We start from the raw sequence: 26225 nt of genomic DNA on the forward strand, positions 1-26225 counted from the left end.
AGCTCTGCGCCAGAGCCTGGGCGAGGGTGGTCTTTCCTGAGCCCGGCAGACCCGTGAGCCACCAGGTGGTGGCCTTTTTTGATTTCATGGAGATGTGCCGCCTTTTGCGCCCCGCCGCCTACACATGGAGCAGATAGCGCTTGGGGGCCGTAAAGAGTGCGCCGTTTGGAATTAACAATTTGGAGACTATGGTTTTTAACCAATGTATTCCACCTTGTCGCTCTTTGTTTTTCATCACGCGCGGCATCCGGATCGAAAGCTTGCCTGACGGCTGCAGTGCTCCACTGCCCCCTTGCGCCGCCAGGCGCCCTCCCCCCCCCGATACGACCCCAGGATCACCTGGATCAACGCTACTGATACTCAGGCCCAAAAGCCACAAACTCCCCCTCCAGTTGCCCCGCAGGCTGGCCCTGGTAGTGCAGCACTGAGGCCTGCACGATGCGCCCGATGCCCTTGCGCTGCAGCATGCGCGCAAAGGGCCGCCACACCTGTGCAGACGGCGCCTGCGCCACGGCCGTGAAGGTGCCCGCCATCGGCGCCAGGTAGTCCATGGTGTTGCGCTGGATCACCAGCCGGCTGCCCAGCCCCTCGGCCGACAGCCGCAGGTGCAACATGGACCACGCCGCCAGAATGGCCACGGCCGAGGCACTGCCGCCAAACACCGTGTCGCGGTGGTTGATGTTAGGTGCCAGGGGCGCGCTCAGCACCACATGGTGGGGCGATGCCTCGACCACACTCACATCCATCGCATGAGACAGGGGAATGTGCTGGTGCAGATAGGCCTGGAGTTCAGAAGCATTCACGGTGCGCGCCGGGGGAGCCGGTGAGTTGTGGTGGCGCGATTTTGATACAGACACACCGAACCCCTCACCGCCTCCCCCAGGCTCAGAGCCATACGTCCCGCAGCCAATCCACCGTGCCCTGCAGCGGGTGCCCCATGGCAATTTCGTCCATGCGGTCCAGCTTGTCCACGGCGTCCAGCGCAATGGTTTCGTTGGGCTGGAAGACGATCTGCAGGCGGTGATAGCGATCGTCCAGCAGCTGCCGGGCCTGGTAGTCCGAGATGCCCGCTACGCCGTCCATCAGCACATTGATGAGCGGCTGCGCCCATTGCGCATAGCCCCAGTCCAGCGTCTGGCCCTTGATGTAGGTGAGGCTCACGCCCGTGCCCAGCGACAGCATCACCACCTCGTCCAGCGCAGCGCGTTCGGCGGGCTGGTTGCGGCGCGAAATCGCCTGGGCCAGTGCGACGATGCTGGGGTTGTTGGCATACACGCCGCCGTCGATGTAGCCGTCGGCCGAGGGGAAGTAGGTGGGCGCCGAGCTGGTGTACTGGGCGATGTGGGCCACCAGTTGCTCGCCGTCCGAGTCCGTGCCCTTGAAGTTGTGAAAAATCTTGGGCTTCCAGGTGCGTTTGGCGGGCACTTCCTCGTTGTCGAGGTCAAAGGTGGGGATGGCCACCTTGCGGGCCAGGTCGCGCAGCTTCAAATCACCAAACACGGTTTTCAGCTCTGCCTTGAGTCCCTTGCTGGAGTAGTCGGCCCCCACCGTCTTGCCCAGGTCACGCACGTTGTCCCAGAAGCTGTCGTCAAAGATGACGCCGCCGCGCTCCTTGTAGACGGTGCAGATTTCCTCGGGCGTCTTGCCAGAAGCCAACCCTAGCGCCAGGATGCCGCCGGTAGAGGTGCCTGCAAACAGGTCCACGGTGTCGAGCCACCCCGCCACCTGCGGATCGGCATTGAGCCGGGCCAGCAGCCGCGCCGTGATCAGGCCGCGCAGGCCGCCGCCGTCCAGGCTGAGGATTCGGTACTTGGCCATGGGCGCCTCCTGGTGTGCAAATAGGTGGCTCGGATGCTAGGCGGCGCCTCGGCGGATGCCAAGAAGAATCGTGCAGGCGATGGGCCCGCCACGGCTCTACCGCCGGTCCGGCCGCAGCCGCCCGCTCTCCCCCTGCCCCACTTCCTTCAAGAAACTCCACACCGCCTGCATGCGCGCCAGGTGCTTGGCCTCGGCGGGCATGCTCATCCAGAAGGTGCGGGTAAAGCGCGCCTCCTGCGGCAGCACGCGGGCCAGCACCGGATCGGTGTCGGCCAGAAAGGCGGGCAGCACGGCCAGCCCGGCCCCGGCGCGCACGGCCTCGTACTGGGCCGTGACGCTGGTGCTGCGCATGGCAAAACGCTCGGGCGGGTAGAGCTGGTCGAGAAACTGCAGCTCCTTGGTGAACAGCAGGTCGTCCACGTAGCTCACAAACGCGTGGTGGCGCAGGTCCTCGCGCGTGGCGACCAGGGGGCGGCGGGCCAGGTATTCGCGCTGGCCGTACAGGTGCAGCGTGTAGTCCGCCAGCTTGGTGACGATGACCGAGCCGCGCGTGGGCCGCTCCAGCGAGATGACGATGTCCGCCTCGCGCCGTGACAGGTGCAGCATGCGTGGCAGCGCCAGCAGGTCGATGGACAGATGCGGGTGCTTTTGCGTGAGCCGCGCCAGGTGCGCCGCCAGGATCAGCGTGCCAAACCCCTCGGTCGCCCCCACGCGCACCAGGCCCGAGGGCCCTGCCCCCGCCTGCGCCGGGGCTGCACGCTCCACACCCAACACGGCGGTTTCCATGGCCTCCACGGCGGGCAGCAGCTGGCGCCCGGCCTCGGTCAGCCGGTGGCCGCCTGCCTCGCGCGCAAACAGGGCGGCGCCCATCTGCTTTTCCAGCGCCTGGATGCGGCGGGCCACGGTGGTGTGCTCCACCCCCGCGCGGCGGGCGGCGGCGGCCAGGGTGCCAGAGCGGGCCAGCTCCAGGAAGTAACGCAGGTTGTCCCAGTCCATGATCCTAGAAACGGTAGTTGAACGCGCTCGCCAGTGCCCGGTGCCGTGATCGGCGTGCCAGACAAGGCGTGGCGATCAGTGCTGTGCAAATTTGCAAAACCAAAGTGCAGCATTGTCTATTGCTTCAGCAATTTTGCACAGCTACGATGCGCCATTCGTCGGCAAACCGCCGCGTGCCAACCCAGGAGACAAATCCATGAATGCACCGACTTCTTCGGCCGTGCTGGCCCCTACCGTCAAACTGCTGATCGGCGGCAAGTTCGTCGAGTCCAAGACCACGCAGTGGCGCGACGTGGTGAATCCCGCCACGCAAGAAGTGCTGGCCCGCGTGCCCTTTGCCACCCCTGAAGAAATCGACGCCGCCGTGGCTTCGGCCCAAGAGGCTTTCAAGACCTGGAAGAAGACCGCCATCGGCGCGCGCGCCCGCATCTTCCTGAAGTACCAGCAGCTCATCCGCGAAAACATGGCCGAGCTGGCCGCCATCCTGACGGCCGAGCAGGGCAAGACCCTGCCCGACGCCGAAGGTGACGTGTTCCGTGGCCTGGAAGTGGTCGAACACGCCGCCAGCATCGGCAACCTGCAGCTGGGCGAGCTGGCCAACAACGTGGCCGGTGGTGTGGACACCTACACGCTGATGCAGCCCCTGGGCGTGTGCGCAGGCATCACCCCCTTCAACTTCCCGGCCATGATCCCGCTGTGGATGTTCCCCATGGCCATTGCCACGGGCAACACCTTCGTGCTCAAGCCGTCTGAGCAAGACCCCATGGTGACCATGCGCCTGGTCGAGCTGGCACTCGAAGCCGGCATCCCCCCCGGCGTGCTGAACGTGATCCACGGTGGCGAAGCCGCTGTGAACGCCATCTGCGACCACAAGGACATCAAGGCGATCAGCTTTGTGGGCTCCACCAAGGTGGGCACGCATGTCTACAACCGCGCCAGCCTCAACGGCAAGCGCGTGCAATGCATGATGGGCGCCAAGAACCACGCCATCGTGATGCCCGACGCGAACAAGGAACAAACCCTGAACGCCCTGGCTGGTGCCGCCTTTGGTGCCGCAGGCCAGCGCTGCATGGCGCTGTCGGTGGTGGTGCTGGTGGGCGAAGCGCAAAAGTGGGTCCCCGAGCTGGTCGCCAAGGCCAAGACCCTGAAGGTGAGCGCCGGTGTCGAAAAGGGCACGGACGTGGGCCCCGTGGTGTCTTGCGCCGCCAAGGACCGCGTGCAAAGCCTGATCGAGCGCGGCATTGCCGACGGCGCCACGCTGGAGCTGGACGGCCGCAACCCGGAGGTGGCTGGCTACGAAAAGGGCAACTTCGTGGGCCCCACGGTGTTCAGCGGCGTCAAGCCCGGCATGAGCATCTACGACCAGGAAATCTTTGGCCCCGTGCTGTGCCTGTCGGCCGCGGCAGACATTGACGAAGCCATCGAGTTCATCAACAGCAACCCCAACGGCAACGGCACCGCCATCTTCACCCAGTCGGGTGCGGCCGCGCGCAAGTTCCAGGAAGAGATCGACGTGGGCCAGGTCGGCATCAACGTGCCAATCCCTGTGCCAGTGCCGCTGTTCTCGTTCTCGGGCTCGCGCGCTTCCAAGCTGGGCGACCTGGGCCCCTACGGCAAGCAGGTCGTGTTGTTCTACACGCAGACCAAGACCGTGACGGCGCGCTGGTTTGATGACAGCACCATCTCGCATGGTGTCAATACCACGATTAGCTTGAAGTAACCCCCTGAGCGGCTGCGCCGCTTCCCCCTTTCTCTGCATCGCTGCGCGATGCGGAAGGGGGACGCCACCCGTGCCTGAATCGCTGGATGGCGGCTCTTGCACGGTGGCACTGGCCTGGGCCGCGCCGGTTTCAACGACTGCGCGCGGTGGTAAAAGCGGGGCATGCAAACTTTTCAGACAACGATGCGGGGATGGGCCATGGTCTTCGGTGCTGCGTGCGTGATGCTGGTGGGTGCAGATGCCCACGCGCAGGCGGGTGCCGCCTGCAAACCCGGCGGCACCGTGGAAGAAACCAATGCCTGCGCCGTGCAAGCCTTCCAGGCGGCAGATACCGAAATCGCCGTCCTTTACGGCGACGTGATGCGCGCCCTGTCGGCCCACGAGCGGCCCCAGCTGCGGCAGGAGCACACCACCTGGCAGCGCGAGCGCACCACACGCTGCAAACAGGCGCAGCGCAGCAACGAGTCGCAGCCCCAGTGGCCGCGCCTGTACCACGAGTGCCTCACGGCCGAGACCCAGGCGCGCCGCAAGGGCCTGATGCGCTGGCTGACGCTGGACCACCCGTCCGCCAAGCCCTGAGCAAGGCCACCAGAACAACAAAAAGCCAAGAGACAGAACACCATGGACTTTGAACTCACCGAAGAGCAGCGCGCCTTTGCCCAGACCGCACGCGACTTTGCCCAGGCAGAGCTGGCACCCCACGCCGCGCACTGGGACGAAGAAGGCATCTTCCCCAAAGAAGCGATCGCCAAGGCCGGCGAGCTGGGCTTTTGTGGCCTGTACGCGCCCGAAGCCGCCGGTGGCCTCGCCCTGCCCCGGCTGGATGCCACGCTGGTCTTTGAAGAAATGGCGGCCGTGGACCCCAGCACCACCGCCTTCATCACCATCCACAACATGGCCACCTGGATGCTGGGCACCTGGGCCACGCCCGCCGTGCGCGACCATTGGGGCCCCCTGCTCACCACGGGCGAAAAGCTCGCCAGCTACTGCCTCACCGAACCCGGCGCAGGCTCCGACGCCGCCTCGCTCAAGACCCGCGCCGAGCTGGTGGGCCACGAATACGTCATCAACGGCGCCAAGGCCTTCATCAGCGGCGCGGGCAGCACCGACGTGCTGGTGCTCATGGCCCGCACGGGCGATGCGCAATCAGGCGCGGGCGGCATCAGCGCCTTTGCCGTGCCCGCCGATACGCCCGGCATCAGCTACGGCAAAAAGGAACAGAAGATGGGCTGGAACAGCCAGCCCACGCGCACCATCAGCTTTGACAACGTGCGCATCCCTGCCGACCACCTGCTAGGCCGCGAGGGCGAAGGCTTCAAGATCGCGATGAAAGGCCTGGACGGCGGCCGCATCAACATCGCCACCTGCTCCGTGGGCGCGGCGCAAGGTGCGCTCAACGCTGCCCAGCAGTACATGCAAGACCGCAAGCAGTTCGGCAAACCCATCGCCAGCTTCCAGGCCCTGCAGTTCAAGCTGGCCGACATGGCGACAGAACTGGTCGCCGCCCGCCAGATGGTGCGCCTGGCCGCCAGCAAGCTGGACGCTGGTGCACGCGACGCATCCACCTACTGCGCCATGGCCAAGCGTTTTGCCACCGACGCAGGCTTTGCCGTGGTCAACGAGGCCCTGCAACTGCACGGCGGCTACGGCTACATCCGCGAATACCCGCTGGAGCGCCTGCTGCGCGACGCACGTGTGCACCAGATCCTGGAAGGCACCAACGAAATCATGCGGGTCATCATTGCGCGGCGCATGCTGGATGGGGATGCGACGGAGGCGATTCGCTGAGCGCTTACTCCTGTTTTCATAGCTGCCAGCGCTTACCCAACGGGCGGTAGCAGCCCATTTGAATCAGAAACCATGCCCGCCCGCCCCCTCTCCGACGAAACCCTGCACCTGATCGACGCCATCCGCACGGCGCTCGCGCACCGCAGCGACGTGGAAGAGCGGCCGCTGTTCGGTACCTATGCCTTCTTTGTGGACGGCAAGATGTGCATCGCCGTCAAGGGCGAGGACCTGCTGGTGCGCCTGCCGCCCGACCGCCACGGCGCATTGCAGGAGATGCAGAACACCCGCGAACTCTCGCCCGGCGGCGGCATGCAGGGCTACTTCTGGGTGGAGCCCAACGGCTACGCCACCCGCGCGCAATGGAACTACTGGCTGGAAGAAGCCCTGGCCTACAACCCGCTGGCCAAGGCATCGCCACGCAAGAAGACCGGCTCCCCAGCGGCGGGCAAAAAAGCGCCATCCGCCGCCCGCAAGACGCCGAAAAAAACCGCTGCCAAGAAGCACAGCATCTTCGAAGCCGACGACTGAGCCGCCTTACCAACCACGACCCGGAGCCCCACCATGCCCCTACGCATCGTCCGCCTTGGCACCCCGCGCGCCGCCGGGGAAGGCACCCGCATCGGCACCGTGCGCCGCCCACCGCGCGGCGTGCCCAAGGCAGAGTTTGCGAGCCGCGACTACTACGACGTGTGGTACCCCCTGCTCTCGCCCACGCCCGAGCTGATGGCCCAGGGCCAGCAGGCGCAGCAACCCGGCAAGGAAGGCGACAAGGCATGGGAGGCTTTCGTCAAACAGTTCCGCAAGGAACTGGCCCTGCCCGAAGCCAGCCGCACGCTGGACCTGCTAGCCGCGCTGTCGCACCACAGCGCGATGTCGCTGGGCTGCTACTGCGAGGACGAAGCCCGCTGCCACCGCTCGGTGCTGCGCGTCGAGCTGGCCAGCCGTGGGGCCGACATCAGCACCTAGATTTCAAGCTTTTTAGGCCATTACCGCGCAATGGATATGCCTTTCTAGCTATCAAATTCATACTAGACCCGTCCCCATTCCCTTTCACCATCACAACGACATCCAGGAGCAACACAGCATGAAAATCGCATTCATCGGCCTCGGCAACATGGGCGGCCCCATGGCACACAACCTGCACAAGGCAGGCCACGAAGTGCGCGCGTTCGACCTCTCCCAACCCGCCCGCGACAAGCTGGCGACTGACGGCGTGCCCATCGCCACCGACGCCAAGGTGGCAGCCGCAGACGCCGAAGTCGTCATCAGCATGCTGCCCGCCAGCCAGCATGTGGAAGGCCTGTTCCTCGGCGCGGGCGAGCTGCTGGCCCAGCTGCCTGCGGGCACGCTGATCATCGACTGTTCCACCATCGCAGCCGCCACTTCCCGCAAGGTGGCCGAGGCCGCCAAGGCCAAGGGCGTGGCCTTTATCGACGCCCCCGTGTCGGGCGGCACCGGCGGCGCCATTGCAGGCACCCTCACCTTCATGGTGGGCGGCGACGCAGCCGACCTGGAACGCGCCCGCCCCGTGCTCGAAAAAATGGGTGCCAACATCTTCCACGCAGGCAGCGTGGGCGCAGGCCAGACGGCCAAGATCTGCAACAACATGCTGCTGGGCATCCTGATGGCGGGCACCAGCGAAGCCATTGCCCTGGGCGTAGCCAACGGCCTGGACCCGAAGGTGCTGAGCGAAATCATGCGCCGCAGCTCGGGCGGCAACTGGGCGCTGGAGAAGTACAACCCCTTCCCCGGCGTGATGGAAACCGCGCCCGCCAGCAAGGGCTACGCGGGTGGTTTTGGCACGGACCTGATGCTCAAGGACTTGGGGCTGGCGCAGGAGAACGCGATGGCGGTGAAGGCTGCCACGCCGCTGGGAGGCATGGCGCGCAATTTGTACGCGGCGCACAGCTTGGCGGGGCATGGGGGGCTGGATTTTTCCAGCGTGATCAAGATGGTGCAGAAAAAGGCTTGATGGAGCTTTGCGGGGCTGCGGCCCTTTGCGGATGAGAATGGGCGCTGTAGCATGTAGTTACAGCGCCCATTGTTTTTTCATCCGGAAGTTTTTAGGTTTGACTAAACAGGGGGTTGGATGAGCTGCTCTGGAGAAAACAATGTAAGACTTTTTATATGACCCACTACCGCGTTTATGGCGTCATCCATTTCTAGTTAGGCCTTGGAACAACGTATGGTTAGCTTCCCGTCAACTGAATCGCTTACCGCAAAAGATTTTGAGCTACTGGTTAAGAGCTGGCTCGAAGCGGAATCGGACGATTTGTGCGATTTCTCTGCGTCTCACCTTGAGTCGATGAAGGGGCAAGACGGTGAGTTCACCTTTGATGTGACTGCGAAATTCTGTATTTTTGGAGGGATGAAGGTGCAGGTCGTCGTTGAGTGCAAAAAGCACTCCAATCCTATTAAGCGTGAATTGGTTCAAGTGCTTAACGAGAAAAAGCGGTCTGTTGGAGCCCACAAAGCAATACTTGTTGCAACGGCCCCGTTCCAGTCTGGCGCAATCGAGTATGCTGAAAAAAACGGAATCGGCTTGGTGCAGATCGCCTCTAGCAACGTGCTATTTATTAAGGCAAGTAGAAACCGATCTGCACCGCTGCCTAGAGCCATCGAGAACGTGGCACTACAAGAACCATTCGTAGGCTTATTCTACGGAATGAATCCTAATGGAGATCTAGTGTTTCCGCAGGTGTTGCGGCGGGGAATGACTCATGAGCTTGGTATCTTCCTCCGTGGATAGTTGTCTACCAAGCTTTGTGAGTGCCCTCCGTGCTTTGCACTCAGGCGCGGCCTACCTTGGGCGTTAGCCGTACTTATATGAGCCAAAACATAGCAAATACTATTAAGATCGAGTTCAAACGACTAACAAATATTGAAGTTTCTGCAGTATATATGCCAAAAGGAACCACGCACATTCCAACCACACTCCAAAATGGAATGTGCGGCGTATATATTTTCTTGTCTGGCAAATACTGTTTCAAAGTCGGGAAAGCCGGTGCAAAGAGCAAAGCTCGCTGGAATTCTCATCACTACAATCTTGATGATACGACGCCTAGCACGATGCCCAAATCGATAGTAAAAAACAAAGAAAAATTTAAAACGTATTTTTCTAGTGAAATGGGTGACGCAATAGACAAGTTAAACAAATCTAACATTCAAGCTTGGGTCAAAGAAAATTTATGCCGAATTGAGCTATTGATTCCGGAGCAAGAAGATTCTTTCGCACTTAATCTTCTTGAAGCACTGGCGCAGTTTCACCTGCGCCCAATATTCGAGGGAAAAAATGCTTAGCCCGGCATTCGAGCGGACTGGCCAACGGCCAGCCGCTTACCTTGAACATCATGACTTGTTAAATAAATAATATGTCGCAAAAGAAATTTTTACTTGGTCTAGGAGCATTTTCTTCATTAGCAATAACTTTGTTCGCACTGCAAAAACTTATTCTCAATGATTTTCCAAGCAAATCCAATATTGCAATGATTTACTTTTTGTATGCAAGTGCTTTACTAGCAACACTGCATACAGCTATTTTTTGGTTGCGCCTAGAATTGCTGGAAACAAGAGGTTGCGGCCTACCAAAAAATACACCTCGCTATATTGACTACTGCATAACAATAATTATTGCGGTTGGACTTTTCCAAATAAATTTTTCGGAAGACTCCATGGCGAAGTACATCACAACAATATCAGGCACAAAGCAAGATATATTGACTAATATTCAAAACGCTGCACAGAAGCATTTGGACACGGACTGCAAGCCCGATTCTGGACTCCTAGTGGAGGTTTGCGAATCCATGGGCCGGGAGAATTGCAAACAAAAGAAAAGATTCACGACTGAGTTCTGTATGAAAACAGCAGAAATACTCAATCAGAAAAATATGGAAAATTACATACTAGAGGTCACAAGCAAAGATACAGAGTATCTAAACCATCCAATTGAATTCATTGCAACAAATGGGGGCCCGCAAGCAGTATACTCACCGCTTAAGAGATTTGTAAACCAACTTTCGTCAAGTGTCGAATATTCAAAAACCTCAATTAATTCCGAATCAAAGCTTGCGCTAAATTGGATTATAATAATACTATTACCATTGATTATAGCACTGCGAGCACTCAAAACATCCGTTGAAATATTTGGGAAACTGTAAAAACCGCTTATACGAGCGCGCACAGTTGTCCGACTATTGAAATCGCTGACACCATTTCGATTGAAGAAAGGGTGACAGCCGTATTTCAAGAAGTATCTAATCCGGCAGTCAAGTGGACTGGCCTACGGCCATCCGCTTACTTTGATCTACAAGGGCTTCCCCACCCATGCAAGCGCAACCCATCCCAAGCTGATTGCAGCGCGATCGACTCAAGCAAACGGTTTGCGGTTTTCAACCCAGATCGACTCCCAAACCAGTGTTGGCGGCCATGCCCCCTTCACCGCCTCAACGCTCTGGATCATCAAAACCGGCGATGCACTGCCGTCGCTACGTGCGGTGCATGGTGACTTTGAAGACTGGATTGCCCGTGGGCTGGTTCAGGACAACAACAACCTCTCGGCGCTGCCCGTGCAAACCCTGAATGCGCACACAACCACGGCATGGCCCGCGATGGAGTCCGTGGCGGGGGTCGTAGTCACGGCGATCTGCCCATCGAATTTGCGACCCACGTGGTGCACGAACAGTCGGTACGCCGCTTACCGCCTCGGGCGGTAGCACTGGCGGCCAATGCCCACGAAGCCCACCAAGCGTTTCGTGTGGGGCCCAGCGCCTGGGGCATGCAGTTCCACCCCTATTTCAGCGATGCCGTCATACGCGACTACGTGCAATGTTTTGCGCCGTCGCTGCAGCGCACGGGGATGGATACCGACGCTTTGCAGCAGCGGGTGCAGGCCACGCCGCGCGCTGCCAGCCTGCTCACGCGCTCTGCGCAGTTGGCGGAAGTCAAGCCTTAAAATATTGATGAAAATTGGCTCTAGCGCTTATCTATAAAGCGCTAGTAGCTATCAAATATATAGTCCAATCAGTCATCCGCGCCGGTGCCAGCGCCTCGGTCGCGCCCACCAGACTGGCGCCGATGTCCAACAGGGACATGACTGGCACGCCGTGGACTCACTTCAAACCCCGCAGTTGAGTATGATTCGCATCCCCTCATGCTGCACCGCACCATCCCCGCCCTGCCTTTCCACATCGTGCTTCTGCTGGTGGCGTTGTTCAACGCGCTGGCGGGTGCACCCTTGCATGAGGCACGGCACATTCAGGAGCTGGTGCGCAGCGCCACGGCCTCGGTAGCCGCAGGCGATGTGGAGGGCTTCGCGGCAAACACCGCAGCCAGCGACGATCACAGCGAAGAGACACACACCACCTGCGCTTGGTGCCTGACCCACGCGCTGGAGGCGGGGCTGGCGCATGCACCGGCGCGCCAACCGCAACCGCCCGCTGAACCCGGCGCCATTGCGCCGCAAGGCGCAAACCCCTTCACGGCCCAGCAGGTGCGCTGGCCGTTTGCTGCACGCGATCCTCCACCCGCCAGCCAGGCCTGACACGCGTCAAGCCCCAGCCAGCCTGCGCTCTCCAGCGCATCCCCTTTTCGTTTTCGCCCTTGCCCGCGCCCCGTGGTCGTGTGCGGGCTGCAACCTCGTGCGCCTCATCTCCAGGCGCGCCGGGCCCCGTTTTTGCGTTCATCTGTTTTTTTGGACTGGTTAGCCATGCGCACCTCCCCTTCTTCTGTTTCTTCTTCACGCCCTGCGCCCCTGCCGCGCCCCACTTTGACGGCCCTGGCGGCGGCGGCCCTGCTGGCTTCCCTGCACCCCGCCCAGGCCGCAGACGGCGATGTGGTCACGCCGCCCACCCTGTCGGCCGTAGACGTGGTGGGCCGCAGTGCCTCGGGCACCTACTACGCCGACGAGGCCGAGGGCGCCAAGACTAGCCTGCCGCTGCGCGAGCTGCCGCAATCCGTGCGCGTGATGTCGCGCCAGACGCTGGACGACCTGGGCGCCACGCGGCTGGATGATGTGCTGGACTATGTGGGCGGTGTCTCGCGCCAGAACAACTTTGGCGGGCTGTGGGACAACATCGCCATCCGGGGCCTGCCGGGCAATGAGAACACGGGCATGGCGACGCTGCTCAACGGCTTTTCGTCCAACCGGGGGTTTAACGCGCCGCGCGACTTGGCGGGGGTGGAGCGGGTGGAGTTTTTGAAAGGCCCCGCCGCCGCGCTGTATGGCAGCAGCGAGCCCGGCGGCACGCTCAACATCGTGAGCAAGAAGCCGCTGTGGAAGGCCGCGCATTCGGTGGAGGCCTACGCGGGCAGCTACGGCCTGGGCCGGGCGGCGCTGGACACCACCGGCCCCATCAACGACCGGCTGGCCTACCGCCTGAATGTGGCGGTGGAAGACAAGGGCAGCTTTCGCGACCATGTGCGCGCGCAGCGGCAGGTGGTGGCTCCGGCCTTTACCTGGAAGCTCTCGCCCGACACGGTGCTGGAGTACACGGCCGAATTTCTGCGCCACGCCACGCCGCTGGACCGGGGCGTGGTGGCGGTCAACAACCGCCTGGGCGCGGTGCCTGCCAGCCGCTTTTTGGGCGAGCCTGCCGATGGCGATGTGACGGTGACCAACCAGACGCACCAGCTGGTGCTGTCGCACGAGTGGAACCCCGACTGGCGCAGCCGCGTGGGGCTGTCATACCGCGAGACGGGGCTGGAGGGCTTCTCGACCGAGGCCACGGCGCTGCAGGCCAATGGCCGCACGCTGACGCGCCAGCGGCGCTTTCGCGACTACCAGTCAGACGACGTGGCGGTGCAGGCCGAGCTGCAGGGCAACCTGCGCACGGGCGGGCTGGAGCATGAGCTGCTTATGGGGGTGGAGAGCTTCCGGTTCAGCATGGATTCGGTGATGCTGCGGGTGAACCCCAGCGCTGCCGCGCCCTATGCCATCGACATCTTCAACCCCGTGTACGGCCAGGCGCAGCCCACGCCGGGGCGCAACACCGACACGCTGGAAAAGCAGCGCAACACGGCGCTGTATGTGCAAGACACCCTGAAGCTGGGCGAGCAATGGCGCGTGATGGCCGGGCTGCGGGCCGACAACTATGACCAGAGCCTGCAAAACCGCATCACCAACCGCACCACGGCGCAAAGCCCCTCGGCCGTGTCGCCGCGCCTGGGCGTGAGCTGGCTGCCGCTGCAAGGCGTAACGGTGTATGCCAATGCGGGCACGTCGTTCCGCCCCAACGCAGGCAGCGATGCTGCAGGCAATGCCTTCGACCCCGAAAAGGCCCGCGCGCTGGAGCTGGGCGCCAAGTGGGAGAGCGCCGACCAGCGCCTGGGCGCCACCGCCGCGCTGTTTGACATCAAAAAGCGCAACGCCCTGACCAGCGACCCGCTGAACGCAGGCTTTTCGGCCGCCGCTGGCGAGGTGCGCAGCCGGGGGCTGGAGCTGGACTTGTCGGGCCGCGTGAGCGCGCATTGGCGGGTGAACGCCAGCCTGGTGTTCAACGACGTGGAAGTGACCCGCGACAACACGCTGGAAGTGGGCGGCCGCCTGCTGAACGTGCCCAAGGTCAACGGCAGTGTGCTGGCGGTGTACGAAAACGCACTGGCCAACGGCCAGCGCTACGGCGTGGGCGGCGGCGTAACCCACATGGGCAAGCGCCTGGGCCAGGCCCGCACGCAGGCCGAGGCCAATGCGGGCACCGCCGCGTTTGAGCTGCCCAGCTACACGACAGCCAAACTGATGGCGTACTGGCGCCTGAGCCCTACGCTGAACCTGTCGCTGGATGTGGACAACGTTTTTGACAAGGTGCACTACACCAGCTCGTACAGCCGCGTGTGGGTGACGCCGGGAGCGGCGCGGACCGTCACGGTGGGTTTGCAAGCGAAGTTTTGATGAAGCACCCCCTGAGTCGCTTCGCGCCTTCCCCCTCTCTCGCTACGCGGGAGGGGGACGCCCCCAGCGCGGCGGGGCGGCCCTTGCGCGGGGGCACTGGTCTTTGGCAGCGCCAGTTTCGTCGGTTGCGGCGAACGCGCAGGGCTATGGAAAACTGAAATGAACACCTTCTCGACTTTTCTTCGGCCACTGAGACGGCGCCATGCCCTGCAGGGCTCAGTGGCCGCGCTGGCGGCGGGCGCCCTGCCCGCTGCCTGGGCACAGGGCACACCACCCGCCTCCACCCCCGCACCGCTGCAAATCGTCGGCCCGTGGGAGATCAGCGGCCTGGCGCCCGCCAGCAGCGGTTATGTGTTCACACGCATGCAGGTCACAGAAACCCTGCTGGACGCTGCAGACGACGGCCAGCCACGGCCCGCGCTGGCACGGCTCTGGCGCCGGTCGGCGGATGGGCTGGTGTGGCAGTTTGAGCTGCGGCCCGGGGCGCGTTTTCATGACGGCACGCGGGTGACCGCCGCCGCCGTGGTGCGCAGCCTGCAGGCCGCGCAGGTGGCGCCTGCGCTGCTGAGCCAGGCGCCCATCGAATCCATCACCGCGCCCGACGAGGGCACGGTGATCATCCGCCTGCAGCGCCCCTACACCGCCCTGCCCGCGCTTTTGGCGCACTCCAGCACCATGGTGCTGGCCCCGGCCAGCTATGGGGCCGACGGCAAGGTGCGCAGCATCATTGGCAGCGGCCCCTACCGCATTGCGGTGCTGGTGCCGCCGCAGCAGGTGGAGACCATGGTGTTTGACGCCTACGACGGCCCGCGCCCTGCCATTGCCGCCGTGAGCTACCTGGCCGCCAGCCGTGCCGAAACCCGCGCGCTGATGGCCGAGAGCGGCCAGGCCGACCTGGCCTATGGCCTGGACCCGGCCAGCCTGCGGCGGTTGCAGCGCCATGCGCAAAACCCGGCGCTGGCGCGCCGCACGCCGGTGCGCATTGCCTCGGTCACGCTGCCGCGCACCGTCATCGTCAAGCTCAACGCGGGCTTGCCCGCGTTGCGCGATGTGCGCGTGCGCCAGGCGCTGAGCCTGGCCATCGACCGCGCAGGCATTGCGCTGGCGCTGATGGGCGACGAGGCGCTGGCCGCCACGCAGCTGCTGCCGCCCACGCTGGGCGCGTGGCACAACCCCGACCTGCCCCCGCTGCAGCACGACCCCGAAGCCGCCGCGCGCCTGCTGCGGGCCGCTGGCTGGCAGCGCCACAGCGGCGGCCTGCGCGATGCCGAGGGCCTGCCGCTGCACCTGGTGATCCGCACCTTTGTGGACCGGCCCGAGCTGCCGCTGATTGCTACCGCCTTGCAGGAGCAATGGAGGCTGGCGGGCATTGCGGTGAAGGTGAGCATCGGCAACTCGGGCGACGTGCCCCGGGGCCACCGCGACGGCAGCCTGCAACTGGCGCTGGCGGCACGCAACTACGCCAACGTGCCCGACCCCACAGGCACGCTGGCGGGCGACTTTGCCGCCCAGGGCGGCGACTGGGGCGCCATGGGCTGGCACAGCGACGCCGTGGTGCAGGCCCTGCAGGAGCTGACGCGCACCCAGACCACGCCCGAGCGCACGCGCGCGCTGCGGCAAACCATCACGCACACCCTGCAAACCGAGCTGCCCGTGATCCCCTTGGCGTGGTACCGCCAGCATGTGGCCGTGGCGCCCCGGCTGGCGGGCGTCACGCTGGACCCGCTGGAGCGTTCTTACCGCCTGACCGGCATGGAGTGGAACAACCCATGAACCCTTTGACTTCAAAACCCTGGGCCGCCGTGGTCGGCCGCAGGCTGGTGCAGGTGCTGGCCGTGTCCCTGCTGATCGGCACGCTGTGTTTTTTGATGGTGCGCGCCCTGCCGGGCGACCTGGCCATGCGCGTGGCGGCGGGCCGCTATGGCTACGACCTGGTGAGCAACGCCGCTGCCGACGCCGTGCGCGCAGAGCTGGGGCTGGACCGACCCGGCTGGCTGGCGCTGCTGCACTGGTGGCGCGACATGGCCACGTTCAACCTGGGCCAGTCGCTGGTGTCACAGCGATCGGTGTGGCATGAGGTGGCGCACCACCTGGGCGCCACGCTGCGCCTGTCTGCCGCCGCGCTGGCAATTGCCTTTGCCGTGGGTGTGCCGCTGGGCGTGTGGGCCGGGCTGCGCCCCCAGGGCTGGGTGGACAAGGCCAGCTGGCTGATGGCCGTGGTGCTGCGCGCGCTGCCGCCGTTTTTGCTGTCGGTGCTGCTCATCCTGCTGGTGGCTGTGCAGTGGGGCTTTTTGCCTGCGGGCGGTGACGAGAGCCAGGCCAGCCTGGTGCTGCCTGCGCTCACGCTGGGGCTGGGCCTGGCCGCCGGGCTGGCGCGCGTGACCCGCGCTGCGATGCTGGAGGTGGTGGTGTCGCCCTTTTTTGAATTTGCGCGCACCAAGGGCCTGAGCGACTGGCAGGCGCTGGTGCACCACGGCCTGCGCAATGCCGCCGTACCGGTGACGGCCTACCTGGGCGTGCAGGCGCTGTTTCTGGTGGAGGGTGCGCTGGTGGTCGAGACGCTGTTTGCCTGGCCCGGCATCGGCCATGCGCTGGTGCACGCCGTGTTTGGGCGCGACATTCCGGTGGTGCAGGGCACGGCCCTGTGCATGGGACTCCTGTTCGTCGTTTTCAACCTGCTGGTGGATGCGGCCTGTTTGGCGCTGGACCCCCGGCATGCGCAAAAGGTAGCCGCATGAACGCCGTGACTTCCACTCTTTCATCGCCCGTGGGCGACGTGGTGGCCCAGCCCCGCTGGCCGCTGCGCACCACACTCGGCCTGGCCCTGCTCGGCCTGCTGGCGCTGTTTGCCCTGCTAGGCCCCTGGCTGGTGGGTGCAAGCCCGGTGGTGCAAGACCTGCGCAACACCCTGGCGCCCCCCAGCGCCCAGCACTGGCTGGGCACCGATGTGCTGGGCCGCTCTGCGCTGGCGCGGCTGGCGCATGCGGCGCAGCTGTCGCTGGGCATGGCACTGCTGGCGGCCGTGAGCGCCGCCGTACCCGGCACGCTGCTGGGCATCGTCGCAGCATGGCGCGGCGGGCGCACCGAGCGGGCGCTGCTCATGCTGTCGGACTCGGTGCTGGCAATCCCTGGTCTGCTGCTGGTGTTGCTGGTGGCCGCCCTGGCGCCCGGTGCGTTGTGGGCGCTGTATGCGGGCCTGTCGGCTGCGCTGTGGGTCGAATACTTTCGTGTGAGCCGCGCGGTGGCCCGGCCTGTGCTGGCGGGCGATGCGGTGCAGGCATCGCGCCTGCTGGGTTTTGGGCGCAGCTATGTGCTGCGCCGCCACCTGCTGCCCGCGCTGGCGCCAACGCTGGGCACGTTGCTGGCCTTCACCACATCCCAAGCCGTGCTGGCGCTGGCCGCGCTGGGCTTTGTGGGTGTGGGCATGCAGCCGCCCACGCCCGAGCTGGGCCTGATGATGACCGAGGCCATGCCGTACTACGAAGAAGCCCCGTGGCTCATTGCCGCCCCCACCGCCCTGCTGGTGTGGCTAGTGGCCGCGATGATGCTGCTCAACCCCGACCGGGAGACCGCATGACCACGCCTTTGAAATCCGACACGCTGCTGGTCATGGAAGGCCTGGGCATCCAGGTGGGCGGCAAGCGGCTGCTGCGCGATATCAGCTTCACCCTCCGGCCGGGCGAGGCGCTCACGCTGGTGGGCGAAAGCGGCGCGGGCAAGTCGCTGCTGGCCCAGGCCATCATGGGCAACCTGCCGCCCGCGCTGCAGGCCACGGGCCAGATCACGCTGGATGGCACCACCACCCGCGCCCAAGACGCCGCCGCGCGCCGCGCCCTGTGGGGCCGCAAGCTGGCGCTGCTGCCGCAGGAGCCCTCGCTGGCGCTCAACCCCCTGGCCCGCGTGGCACCGCAGTTGGCCGAGGTGTACCGCGTGCTGCACCAGCAATCCACTGACTCCGCCAGCGCACAGGCCAAACAGGTGCTGGGCGCTGCGGGCCTGGCCAGTGCAGGCAGCCACTACCCCTGGCAACTTTCGGGCGGCATGGCCCAGCGCGCCGTGGCCGCCATCACCCTGGCCGGGGGCGCGCCGGTGCTGATGGTGGACGAGCCCACCAAGGGCCTGGACGCGCATTGGCGCGGCCGCATGGTGGAGTTGTTCCGGGGCGTGCTGCAGGCGGGCGGCTGCCTGCTCACCATCACCCACGACATGGAGGTGGCCCAGGCGCTGGGTGGCCAGGTGATCGTGCTGCGCCACGGGCTGGCGGTGGAGCAAGGCGACATCCACACCGTGGCCGCCGCGCCGCAGCACGCGTTTACGCGCCAGCTGCTGCAGGCCGACCCGGCGCGATGGCTGCCCTTTGCCGATCCTGTGACGGGCGAACCCGTGGTGCAGGCGCGGGGCATCTCCAAAGCCTATGGCACACAAAAGCTGTTTGCGCCGCTGGACCTGGACTTGCGCAGCGGCGAACGCCTGGCCGTGCAGGGCCCCAGTGGCACCGGCAAAAGCACGCTCGGCAATGTGCTGCTGGGCCTGGTGGCGCCCGACACGGGCCGTGTGGAGCGCAGCGCCAGGCTGCGCCCGCATGCGTTTCAAAAGCTCTACCAGGACCCGGTCAGTTCTTTTGCGCCGCACATCAGCCTGGCCCAGTCGCTGCGCGATGCCGCCCTGCTGCACCGCTGCGACTGGAAGGCGGTGCAACAGCGCCTGGCGCAGCTGCGCGTGCCCGAAGACCTGCTGACCCGCAGGCCCGACCAGGTGTCGGGCGGCGAGCTGCAGCGCATTGCGCTGGCGCGGGTGCTAGTGGCGCAACCGGCGCTGCTGTTTGCCGACGAACCCACCTCGCGCCTGGACCCGATCACGCAGCAGGAGGCCATCCAGGTGCTGATGGGCGCCGTGCAAGAGACCGGCGCCGCGCTGATGCTGGTGACCCACGACCCGCACCTGGCCGCCGCCGTGGGCACGCGCACGCTGGATTTTGCGCAGGGCGACACACTGGCCTGCGCTGCGTGACTCCACGAGTGGGGCCAGGCAGTGAACGCCCCAGGTGCTCGCCCCAAAGCGCCCTCCTCCTACCCAGGCCAGGGCGCTTTTCCGCTAAGGTGGTGGGATGCACCTGAAACGACCCCATACACCCAGCGGCGGGCGCCCCGCCTTCGGCAAGGCCCTGGTGGCCGCCACCCTTGCAACCCTGCTGGCAGCCTGCAGCAGCCAGCCCCAGGGAGCCCCCATGACGCAGCCCCCGTCTTCTTCCCCTTCTTCTTCCACCTCCGCCCCATCGTCTTCCGCCCACACGCTGCAGGCCTACGACTGGGACCTGGTCTCCGCCCACGATGCCCGGGGCCAGGCCGCACCCGGCTGGCTGCTGGCGGGCAAGCGGGCGCTGCGCCTGCACTTTGAGGGGCAGCGGCTGTCGGTGCAGAACCTTTGCAACATGATGGGCGCTGGCTATACGCTGAGCGGCCCGAACCTGCAGGTGGGGCAGTTCGTGTCCACCAAACGCGCCTGCGCCGAGCGCGACTTGATGGATCTGGAGCAACGTGTGGCCAGCCTGCTGCCCCAGGCCCAGCGTTTGGAACTGCGGGGCGCCACCGCCACCAGCGCGCCGCAGCTGACCCTGTGGTTTGCCGACGGCAGCCGCTGGGAGCTGGCAGGCTCGCCCACGCCCGCCACGCGTTTTGGCTCGACGGGCGAGAGGCTGTTTCTGGAAGTGGCCCCCGAGCGCGTGGCCTGCAACCACCCGCTGATGCCCCAGGCCCAGTGCCTGCGTGTGCGTGATGTGCGCTATGCCGACAACGGCGTGCGGCAAGGGGTGGGCGAGTGGCGCATCTTCCAGGGCGAGATTGAGGGCTACCGCCACGAACCGGGCCTGCGCAATGTGGTGCGCGTGCAGCGCTACTCGCTGGCGCGCAATGGGCAGTTGCCTGCCGATGCACCCAGCCATGCCTATGTGCTGGATCTGGTGGTAGAGACCGAACGGGTGCGCTGAAGCCTCAAACTTCAAGCAAAAAATGCCGTTACCGCGCTATCACCATGCTTTTGCAGCTATCAAATAAATAGCATTACGGCGAAACAGGCACTGAAGCAGGCACCGCCGAGGGCGCTACCGCGCGCAGAAAGCGCTGCTCGAACAGGCCGGCAGGCAGCGGCTTGCTGAGCAGATAGCCCTGCATCTCGTCGCAGCCCAGCTGCGCCAGCCGCCGGGACTGGTCTTCGGTCTCCACCCCTTCGGCTACCACCTTCAGGCGCAGGGCATGCCCGAGGTTGATGATGGTGGACACCAGCGACTGCCCCTGGGGCCCCGAGGCCATGCCCATGATGAAGGAGCGATCAATCTTGAGCGTGTCCACCGGCAGCCGGGCCAGGTAGCTCAGCGACGAGAACCCGGTGCCGAAGTCGTCGATGGCGATGCTGATGCCCATCTCCCGCAGGGCGTGCAGGCTGCGTATGCTGCGCTCCACGTCGTCCATCACCATGCTTTCGGTGATCTCCAGCTCCAGCCCCTGGGCGGCCAGGGCGTCGTGGGCCACGGCGTCACGCACCTCGGCAATGAAGCCCTGGTGCCGCAGCTGCAGGATGGAGACATTCACGGCCACCCGCAGCGGGGCCAGGCCCGCCTGGCGCCAGCGCAAGTTGTCGGCCAGCGCCTGCCGCAGCGCCCAGCGGCCCACGTCGTAGATCAGGCCGGTTTCTTCCAGGATGGGGATGAACTGCGCGGGGGGCACCAGGCCCCTGCGTGGGTCGTTCCAGCGGATCAGGGCTTCGGCCCCCGCGATGGCGCCACTGGCCAGGTGCTGCTTGGGCTGGTAGTGCAGCACAAACTGGCCTTGTTCCAGCGCCGCACGCAGCCGCCCTTCCAGGCTCAGCGCCTCGGCCACGCGGGTGTTCATCTCGGAGGTGTAGAACAACAGGCTGTCGGCCGCGGCCTTGGCCTTGTTGACTGCGGCTTCGGCGTTGCGCAGCAGTGTTTCAGCGTCGGCGCCATCCATGGGATACAGGGCCACCCCGGCCTTGGCGGCCATGCGCAGCTCGGTGCCACCCACCACAAACGGGGTGTCGAAGCAGGCCCGCATGAGCAGATCCACCGCCACGGCCACGGCACCCGCGTCGCGGGCCTCGGTCACGGCGATGCCAAAGCTGTTGATGCCGATGCGCGCCACGTCGTACAGGTTGCCCGCTGCATGCTGCAGCCGCAAGGCCACCTGCTGGAGCAGTTCGTCGCCCACCTGGCGCCCCAGGGTGTCGTTGACGATGCGAAACCGGCTGATGTCCATCAGCGCCACGCCTTGCAGCGCCTTGGCGGATTCGCGGGTCCGCAGGTGCTGCCCGGTGCGTTCGAGGAACAGCGTGCGGTTGGGCAGGCCGGTGATTTCGTCGTAGTAGGCCAGGTAGCTCAGGCGGTCTTCCTTGTCGAGGTGGTCCATGGCAAAGCCGATGTCCCCGGTCAGCTCCTGCAGCAGCTTCATCTCGGTGTCGTCGAAAAAGCCCACCTCGTCCGCCAGCAGGGCCAGCACGGCCACCACCTCTTGCCCCACCAGGATGGGCAGCACCGCAATGCTGGCCACCCCGCGCGCCTGCAGCTGGTCGCGCAGCATCACACTCGGGTCGCCGGTGATGTCGTCGCACAGCACCGGCCGCCCCGACCGCACCACGGCGGAGGCCAGGCTTTCGCCGGGCGTGGGCACGTCGAACAGGCCCAACCGGTCGTGGATGTTGTGGATAAAGTCGGCCTCGGCCCCTGACACGCCCACCGGCAGCACCCGCCGCGCCGCGCGGTCCACACGGCCAATCCAAGCGATGCGGAAGTGGCCGTGGTCCACAGCGATCCGGCAGGCCTCGCGGAACAGCTCGTCGCGCTGGCGCACGCGCACGATCAGGGTGTTGATGCCGCTGAGCATGGCGTACACGCGGTTCAGGCGCTTGATCTTGCGCTCAGCCTCGCGCCGCTCGGTGATGTCTTCGCCCAGGCTGGCCACGCCGGTCACCTGCCCACCCACCGAGCGCAGCACGGTGTTGTTCCAGTGCACCAGGCGGCGCTCGCCCGAGCGGGTGAGGATTTCGTTGTCGTAGTGCCAGGCCGAGGGCCGATCGGCCATCAGGTCGGCAAACACATCGCGCACATGGGCCGTCTCGGGCGGCACAAACAGCTCAAACCAGTTGCGGCCAAACACTTCTTCGCGCTGCCAGCCCGTCACACGCAGCAGGTAGTCGTTGCAGTAGGTGATCTGGCCTTCGCAATCGAGCATCAGCGAGATCATCTCGACCTTGTCGAGCATGGTGTTGAAGCGCCGGTCACTTTCGTGCAGTTCTTCTTCGGCGCGTTTTTCCTTGGTCACGTCCTGGATGGTGTTGAACCAGCGCCCGCCCTCGCCCCGGCCCGCCTCGTCCTCCAGCGGCTCCATCACCTGCCGCAGGTACTGCAACCCGCCGGATGGGGCCAGCACGCGGTAGGTGAAGTCCACCCGCATTTGCTGGCGCGCAGCCAACAGCGCGTGGTGGCGGAAGGTTCCCCGGTCATGGGGGTGCACCAGCTCCAGCCAGTCGCGCGCAGACCGGGGCACGCGGTCGGCGGGCAGGCCCAGAATGTCGGGCAAGGTGTCCTGCCAGCTCTCGAACGCGCCATCGCGCCCGCTGATCACGTGGGTGATCTTGGCCAGTGCCTGCGCCCGGCGCAGGCTGGCCTTGCTGGCGCGCAGCTCTTCCATGGCGCGCTGGCGCTCGAACACCTCGATCTGCAGTTGCTCGGCATGTTTCTGGATCTCCATGTAGAGGCTGCCGTTTTCGTAGATGCGCCCCACCTGCGCGCCCAGGATGGCCAGGACTTTTTCATCGTCGGCACTGAAGGCCTCGGCCCCCTCCTTGTTGGCCAGGCAGATCCAGCCGTACGAGAACGACAGCGAGGTGATGGGCGCGATCAGCCCCGTGTGCAGCGGTGGGTAGCCCTCAGGCAAGCCGATCACGCTGGGGTTGCCGCTGGGGTTGGTCACGCGCTCGGAGCGGCGCTCGGCGCGCAGTTGCCCGAGCAGGCCGTGCGAGACGACGGGCAGGTCCAGCGGTGTGTCCTGCGGACCGGGGTGGGCCGACTCGATGCCGCTGGAGCAGGCGATGGTGCTGTCGCTGTGCTTGCGCACCACACACAGCACCGCATACTGCGCGCCCACCAGTGCACGTGCCCCCCTGCACACGTTGGCCAGCAGCACCTGCGGGTCGCGCTCGGAGGCAAGCTGCAGGTTCAGGTCGGTCAGCGCCGCCAGGCGCCGGTTCATGGCCTCCAGCTCGGCCATGTTGCCGGTGAGCTTGTCGGTCATGAGCTGCAGGTGCCGGGTCTGGAAGCCATGCTCCAGCTCCACCGAGGGCCGGGGTGCAATCTGCGTGAGCGCCTGCTCGATGGCGGCCAGGATGTCCTGCGGCTCGCAGGGCTTGACCAGCACCTGCGTGACCCCGCAGGCCAGTGCCAGGCTGCGCGCCTCTTGTTCGCGGTAGTGCACGCTGTAGAAGATCACCTGCGTGGCCGACAGGTGGTGGTCGGCCCGCAACTGGCGCACAAACTCGTAGCCGTCCATGGTCGGCATCAGGATGTCGGAGATCACCAGGTCGGGCCGCTCGGCGCGTACCCGCTCCAGCGCCTCGGCGCCATCGGAGGCTTCCAGGGCCTGGTGGCCGCTGTGCCCGATGAGCGTGACCACCAGCGCCCGGTTGGCAGGAAGGTCGTCAACGACGAGGATCTTGGCCATGCAACGCCTGCTCCAGTGTCAGCCCTCGGCGGGGGGATTGAAAGGGGGCCCCAGAAACGCCTCGACCTGCTGGACGAAGGTTTCGGGCGTGATGGGCTTGGACAGATGGTCATTAAAACCCACATCCAGCGCCTTTTCGCGGTCGCCCGGCATCGAGAACGCCGTGACCGCCACCAGCGGCACCACGCGCCACAGCATGCTGGTGCGCAGGCTGCGCGCCACCTCGTAGCCGTTCATCACGGGCATCTGCAAATCGCACAGGATGATGTCCGGGCTCTCTGCCAGCGCAATGCGCACGCCCACGGCACCGTTCTCGGCGGCCAGCACGCGGTGGCCTGCAGCTTCCAGCAGATAGGTCACCAGCTGCCGGCTGGCGTCGTCGTCTTCAATGACCAGGATGGTGGCTCGGGTCATGCGCTGCGCTCCTGGAGTTCAAGGACAAAGGTGCTGCCGCGCCCTTCTTCGCTGTCAAAGCCCAGGGTGCCCCCCAGGGCTTCGGCCAGCTTGCGGCTCAGGTGCAGGCCCAGGCCCGTGCCTTCGTGGTGGCGGCGGTCGGCGCTCTCCACGCGCGAGAAGGCCTCGAACAGGCGCGGCTGCTCCTGCAGCGCAATGCCGGGGCCGGTGTCCTGCACGCGCAGTTGCACGCTGCGGCCGCCGTCGGGCATGGGCAGCTCGTGCAGCACCACATCGACCCGGCCCTCCTGCGTGAACTTGATGGCATTGCCCACCAGGTTGATGAGGATCTGGCTCAACGCCCGCCGATCGGTCTGCAAGGCCACGGCCTGCGTCGGCACCTGGACCGCAAACGCCAGCCCCTTGCGCCGGGCCTCCAGCTCCAGGGTGGCCGACACCTCCTCGATCAGGGCCTTGCAGTCCACCAGCTCCAGGTTCAGCGTCACCTTGTTGGCGCTGAGCTTGGCCACATCAAGCAGGTCGTTGATGAGGGACAGCAGGTGCTTGGCGCCCGTCTGCACGATGCGCAGCTGTTTTTCCTGCTCGGGATTGAGGGGCCCCGGCAGCTTCATGAGGAGCGTGCCCGTGAAGCCAATGATGGCGTTGAGCGGCGTGCGCAATTCGTGCGACATGCTGGCCAGGAAACGGTCCTTGACCAGGGCCGCGTTCTCCAGCTCCAGGTTCTTGTCGCGCAGCACCTGCTCGATGCGCTTGCGCTCGGTCACATCGCGGATGGCGCTCGATACAAACAGCCCTTCTTCGGTCTCCAGCGGGCTCAGGCTGATCTCGACCGGGAACTCGGATTTGTCCTTGCGCAGGCCATACAGGTCCAGCCCCGCGCCCATGGAGCGTGAGCGTGGCTCCGCAAAAAAGCGGTGCCGGTGTTCGGGGTGGCGAGCGCCAAAGCGCTCGGGCACCAGCAGCTCGATGGGCTGGCCCAGCAGCTCGTCGCGGCTCCAGCCAAACAGCTTCACGGCCTGCGAGTTGACGAGCACGATGCGCCCCTCGCGGTTGACGATGACCATGGCGTCGGGCGCGGCTTCGAGCAGGTCCTTGAACTTCTGGTCGGCCCGCTTGCGGTCGGTGATGTCGCGGATGGCGCTCATCACCATGGTGCCCTCTTCGGTATCGATGGGGCTCAGGCTGATCTCTACCGGGAACTCGCCCCGGTCCTTGTGCAGGCCATGCAGCTCCAGCCCCGCCCCCATGGTGCGCGTGCGCGGCTGGCCAAAAAAACCGCTGCGGTGGCCCAGGTGGGCGCCCCGGTAGCGGTGGGGCAGCAGCATCTCCACCGCCTGGCCCAGCAATTCGGTGCGGGCGTAGCCAAACACCCGCTCGGCCTGCGAATTGACGAGCACGATGCGCCCCGTCACATTGACCATCACAATGGCGTCGGGCGTGGATTCGAGCAGATCGCGAAAGCGCGCCTCCAGCAGCTTGGCCTCGCGCTCCACCTTCAGCTGGGTCACGTCCTTCTTGCTCGACAGGAAGTACAGCAACTGGCCGCTGGCATCGAGAACCGCCTTGGTAGACACATTGATGTGGACCAGCGTGCCATCCTGGCGGCGGCGCACCGTCTCTCGCACCGAACTCCCCAGGCGCACGGCCTCTGCCCGCATGAGGTCTTCTTCATGGGCCCGGTCCTTGGGCACGATGAGATCGAGCAGGGAGCGCCCTTGCACATCGGCCTGCCGGTAGCCAAAGATCGATTCAGCGGCCGGGTTCCACTCCAGCACCAGCCCCTCCGGGGACAGTACCAGCAGGGCGTCGGGGTTTTGCTCCCAGTACGCGACAGAAAGTTTGGATCCCATGCCGCCCTCTTGTGCCTTTTGTT

General features: G+C 65.1%; 24 protein-coding genes. 17 read left to right on the top strand and 7 right to left on the bottom strand.

Annotation, left to right across the window (positions count from 1 at the left end):
* The 4 genes from AvAM_RS26165 to AvAM_RS15130 form a co-directional block, all read right to left on the bottom strand.
* On the bottom strand, positions 1-88 hold an 88-nt coding region (locus tag AvAM_RS26165), incomplete at its 3' end, for an adenylyl-sulfate kinase (RefSeq protein WP_137748105.1).
* 262 nt (positions 89-350) lie between these two features.
* Positions 351-803: a YiiD C-terminal domain-containing protein gene (locus AvAM_RS15120; RefSeq protein WP_137747812.1), complete on the bottom strand. Its 453-nt coding sequence runs from the start codon at positions 801-803 to the stop codon at positions 351-353.
* 82 nt (positions 804-885) lie between these two features.
* Complete coding sequence (locus tag AvAM_RS15125; RefSeq protein ID WP_137747813.1) at positions 886-1818, bottom strand: patatin-like phospholipase family protein; 933 nt, start codon at positions 1816-1818, stop codon at positions 886-888.
* A gap of 96 nt (positions 1819-1914) precedes the next feature.
* Positions 1915-2814, bottom strand: a complete 900-nt coding sequence (locus tag AvAM_RS15130; RefSeq protein WP_137747814.1) for a LysR family transcriptional regulator — start codon at positions 2812-2814, stop codon at positions 1915-1917.
* 196 nt (positions 2815-3010) lie between these two features.
* On the opposite strand from AvAM_RS15130, the gene AvAM_RS15135 reads away from it, so the two are divergent.
* The 17 genes from AvAM_RS15135 to AvAM_RS15215 all read left to right on the top strand — a co-directional run bounded on the left by AvAM_RS15135 (position 3011) and on the right by AvAM_RS15215 (position 20193).
* The gene (locus AvAM_RS15135; protein WP_137747815.1) at positions 3011-4534 is read left to right on the top strand and encodes a CoA-acylating methylmalonate-semialdehyde dehydrogenase; all 1524 of its coding nucleotides are present in this window, start codon (positions 3011-3013) and stop codon (positions 4532-4534) included.
* Positions 4535-4717: 183 nt separating this feature from the next.
* Positions 4718-5113 (top strand): lysozyme inhibitor LprI family protein, encoded by a 396-nt coding sequence (locus AvAM_RS15140; RefSeq protein ID WP_137747816.1) that lies wholly within the window; start codon positions 4718-4720, stop codon positions 5111-5113.
* Positions 5114-5155: 42 nt separating this feature from the next.
* Positions 5156-6322: an acyl-CoA dehydrogenase family protein gene (locus AvAM_RS15145; RefSeq protein WP_137747817.1), complete on the top strand. Its 1167-nt coding sequence runs from the start codon at positions 5156-5158 to the stop codon at positions 6320-6322.
* A 72-nt stretch (positions 6323-6394) separates the two neighbouring features.
* The gene (locus AvAM_RS15150; RefSeq protein ID WP_137747818.1) at positions 6395-6850 is read left to right on the top strand and encodes a TfoX/Sxy family protein; all 456 of its coding nucleotides are present in this window, start codon (positions 6395-6397) and stop codon (positions 6848-6850) included.
* Positions 6851-6883: 33 nt separating this feature from the next.
* Positions 6884-7288, top strand: coding sequence for a DUF488 domain-containing protein (locus AvAM_RS15155; RefSeq protein ID WP_137747819.1), 405 nt, complete (start codon positions 6884-6886; stop codon positions 7286-7288).
* A 100-nt stretch (positions 7289-7388) separates the two neighbouring features.
* Complete coding sequence (gene mmsB / locus AvAM_RS15160; RefSeq protein WP_283202042.1) at positions 7389-8294, top strand: 3-hydroxyisobutyrate dehydrogenase; 906 nt, start codon at positions 7389-7391, stop codon at positions 8292-8294.
* A gap of 213 nt (positions 8295-8507) precedes the next feature.
* Positions 8508-9071, top strand: a complete 564-nt coding sequence (locus tag AvAM_RS15165; RefSeq protein ID WP_171012242.1) for a restriction endonuclease — start codon at positions 8508-8510, stop codon at positions 9069-9071.
* 77 nt (positions 9072-9148) lie between these two features.
* Positions 9149-9622 (top strand): hypothetical protein, encoded by a 474-nt coding sequence (locus AvAM_RS15170; RefSeq protein ID WP_137747822.1) that lies wholly within the window; start codon positions 9149-9151, stop codon positions 9620-9622.
* Positions 9623-9693: 71 nt separating this feature from the next.
* Positions 9694-10479 carry a hypothetical protein gene (locus tag AvAM_RS15175; RefSeq protein WP_137747823.1) on the top strand — a complete coding sequence of 262 codons (786 nt, stop codon included), beginning with the start codon at positions 9694-9696 and terminating at the stop codon, positions 10477-10479.
* Between the two features lie 440 nt (positions 10480-10919).
* Positions 10920-11273 (top strand): hypothetical protein, encoded by a 354-nt coding sequence (locus tag AvAM_RS15180; protein ID WP_137747824.1) that lies wholly within the window; start codon positions 10920-10922, stop codon positions 11271-11273.
* Between the two features lie 198 nt (positions 11274-11471).
* Positions 11472-11861 carry a DUF2946 family protein gene (locus tag AvAM_RS15185; RefSeq protein ID WP_137747825.1) on the top strand — a complete coding sequence of 130 codons (390 nt, stop codon included), beginning with the start codon at positions 11472-11474 and terminating at the stop codon, positions 11859-11861.
* A gap of 165 nt (positions 11862-12026) precedes the next feature.
* Complete coding sequence (locus AvAM_RS15190; RefSeq protein ID WP_249368157.1) at positions 12027-14207, top strand: TonB-dependent siderophore receptor; 2181 nt, start codon at positions 12027-12029, stop codon at positions 14205-14207.
* A 159-nt stretch (positions 14208-14366) separates the two neighbouring features.
* Positions 14367-15980 carry an ABC transporter substrate-binding protein gene (locus AvAM_RS15195; protein WP_249368159.1) on the top strand — a complete coding sequence of 538 codons (1614 nt, stop codon included), beginning with the start codon at positions 14367-14369 and terminating at the stop codon, positions 15978-15980.
* Positions 15977-16945, top strand: a complete 969-nt coding sequence (locus tag AvAM_RS15200) for an ABC transporter permease (protein ID WP_137747826.1) — start codon at positions 15977-15979, stop codon at positions 16943-16945. The genes AvAM_RS15195 and AvAM_RS15200 overlap by 4 nt, the downstream gene beginning before the upstream one ends.
* Positions 16942-17784, top strand: coding sequence for an ABC transporter permease (locus tag AvAM_RS15205; protein WP_137747827.1), 843 nt, complete (start codon positions 16942-16944; stop codon positions 17782-17784). The genes AvAM_RS15200 and AvAM_RS15205 overlap by 4 nt, the downstream gene beginning before the upstream one ends.
* Complete coding sequence (locus AvAM_RS15210) at positions 17781-19217, top strand: ABC transporter ATP-binding protein (RefSeq protein ID WP_137747828.1); 1437 nt, start codon at positions 17781-17783, stop codon at positions 19215-19217. The genes AvAM_RS15205 and AvAM_RS15210 overlap by 4 nt, the downstream gene beginning before the upstream one ends.
* A 97-nt stretch (positions 19218-19314) precedes the next feature.
* Positions 19315-20193: an META and DUF4377 domain-containing protein gene (locus tag AvAM_RS15215; protein WP_137747829.1), complete on the top strand. Its 879-nt coding sequence runs from the start codon at positions 19315-19317 to the stop codon at positions 20191-20193.
* Positions 20194-20266: 73 nt separating this feature from the next.
* On the opposite strand, the gene AvAM_RS15220 is transcribed toward AvAM_RS15215, so the two are convergent.
* Genes AvAM_RS15220 through AvAM_RS15230 form a run of 3 tightly spaced genes read right to left on the bottom strand, consistent with a single transcriptional unit; the run spans position 20267 to position 26202 of the window.
* Entirely contained in the window at positions 20267-23938 is a 3672-nt protein-coding gene (locus tag AvAM_RS15220) for an EAL domain-containing protein (protein WP_137747830.1), read from the bottom strand.
* A gap of 18 nt (positions 23939-23956) precedes the next feature.
* Positions 23957-24352: a response regulator gene (locus AvAM_RS15225; RefSeq protein ID WP_137747831.1), complete on the bottom strand. Its 396-nt coding sequence runs from the start codon at positions 24350-24352 to the stop codon at positions 23957-23959.
* The gene (locus AvAM_RS15230; RefSeq protein WP_137747832.1) at positions 24349-26202 is read right to left on the bottom strand and encodes a PAS domain S-box protein; all 1854 of its coding nucleotides are present in this window, start codon (positions 26200-26202) and stop codon (positions 24349-24351) included. The genes AvAM_RS15225 and AvAM_RS15230 overlap by 4 nt, the downstream gene beginning before the upstream one ends.
* Positions 26203-26225 lie beyond the last annotated feature (23 nt).

This window comes from Acidovorax sp. NB1, from assembly GCF_005405905.1.
Lineage (GTDB): Bacteria > Pseudomonadota > Gammaproteobacteria > Burkholderiales > Burkholderiaceae_C > Acidovorax.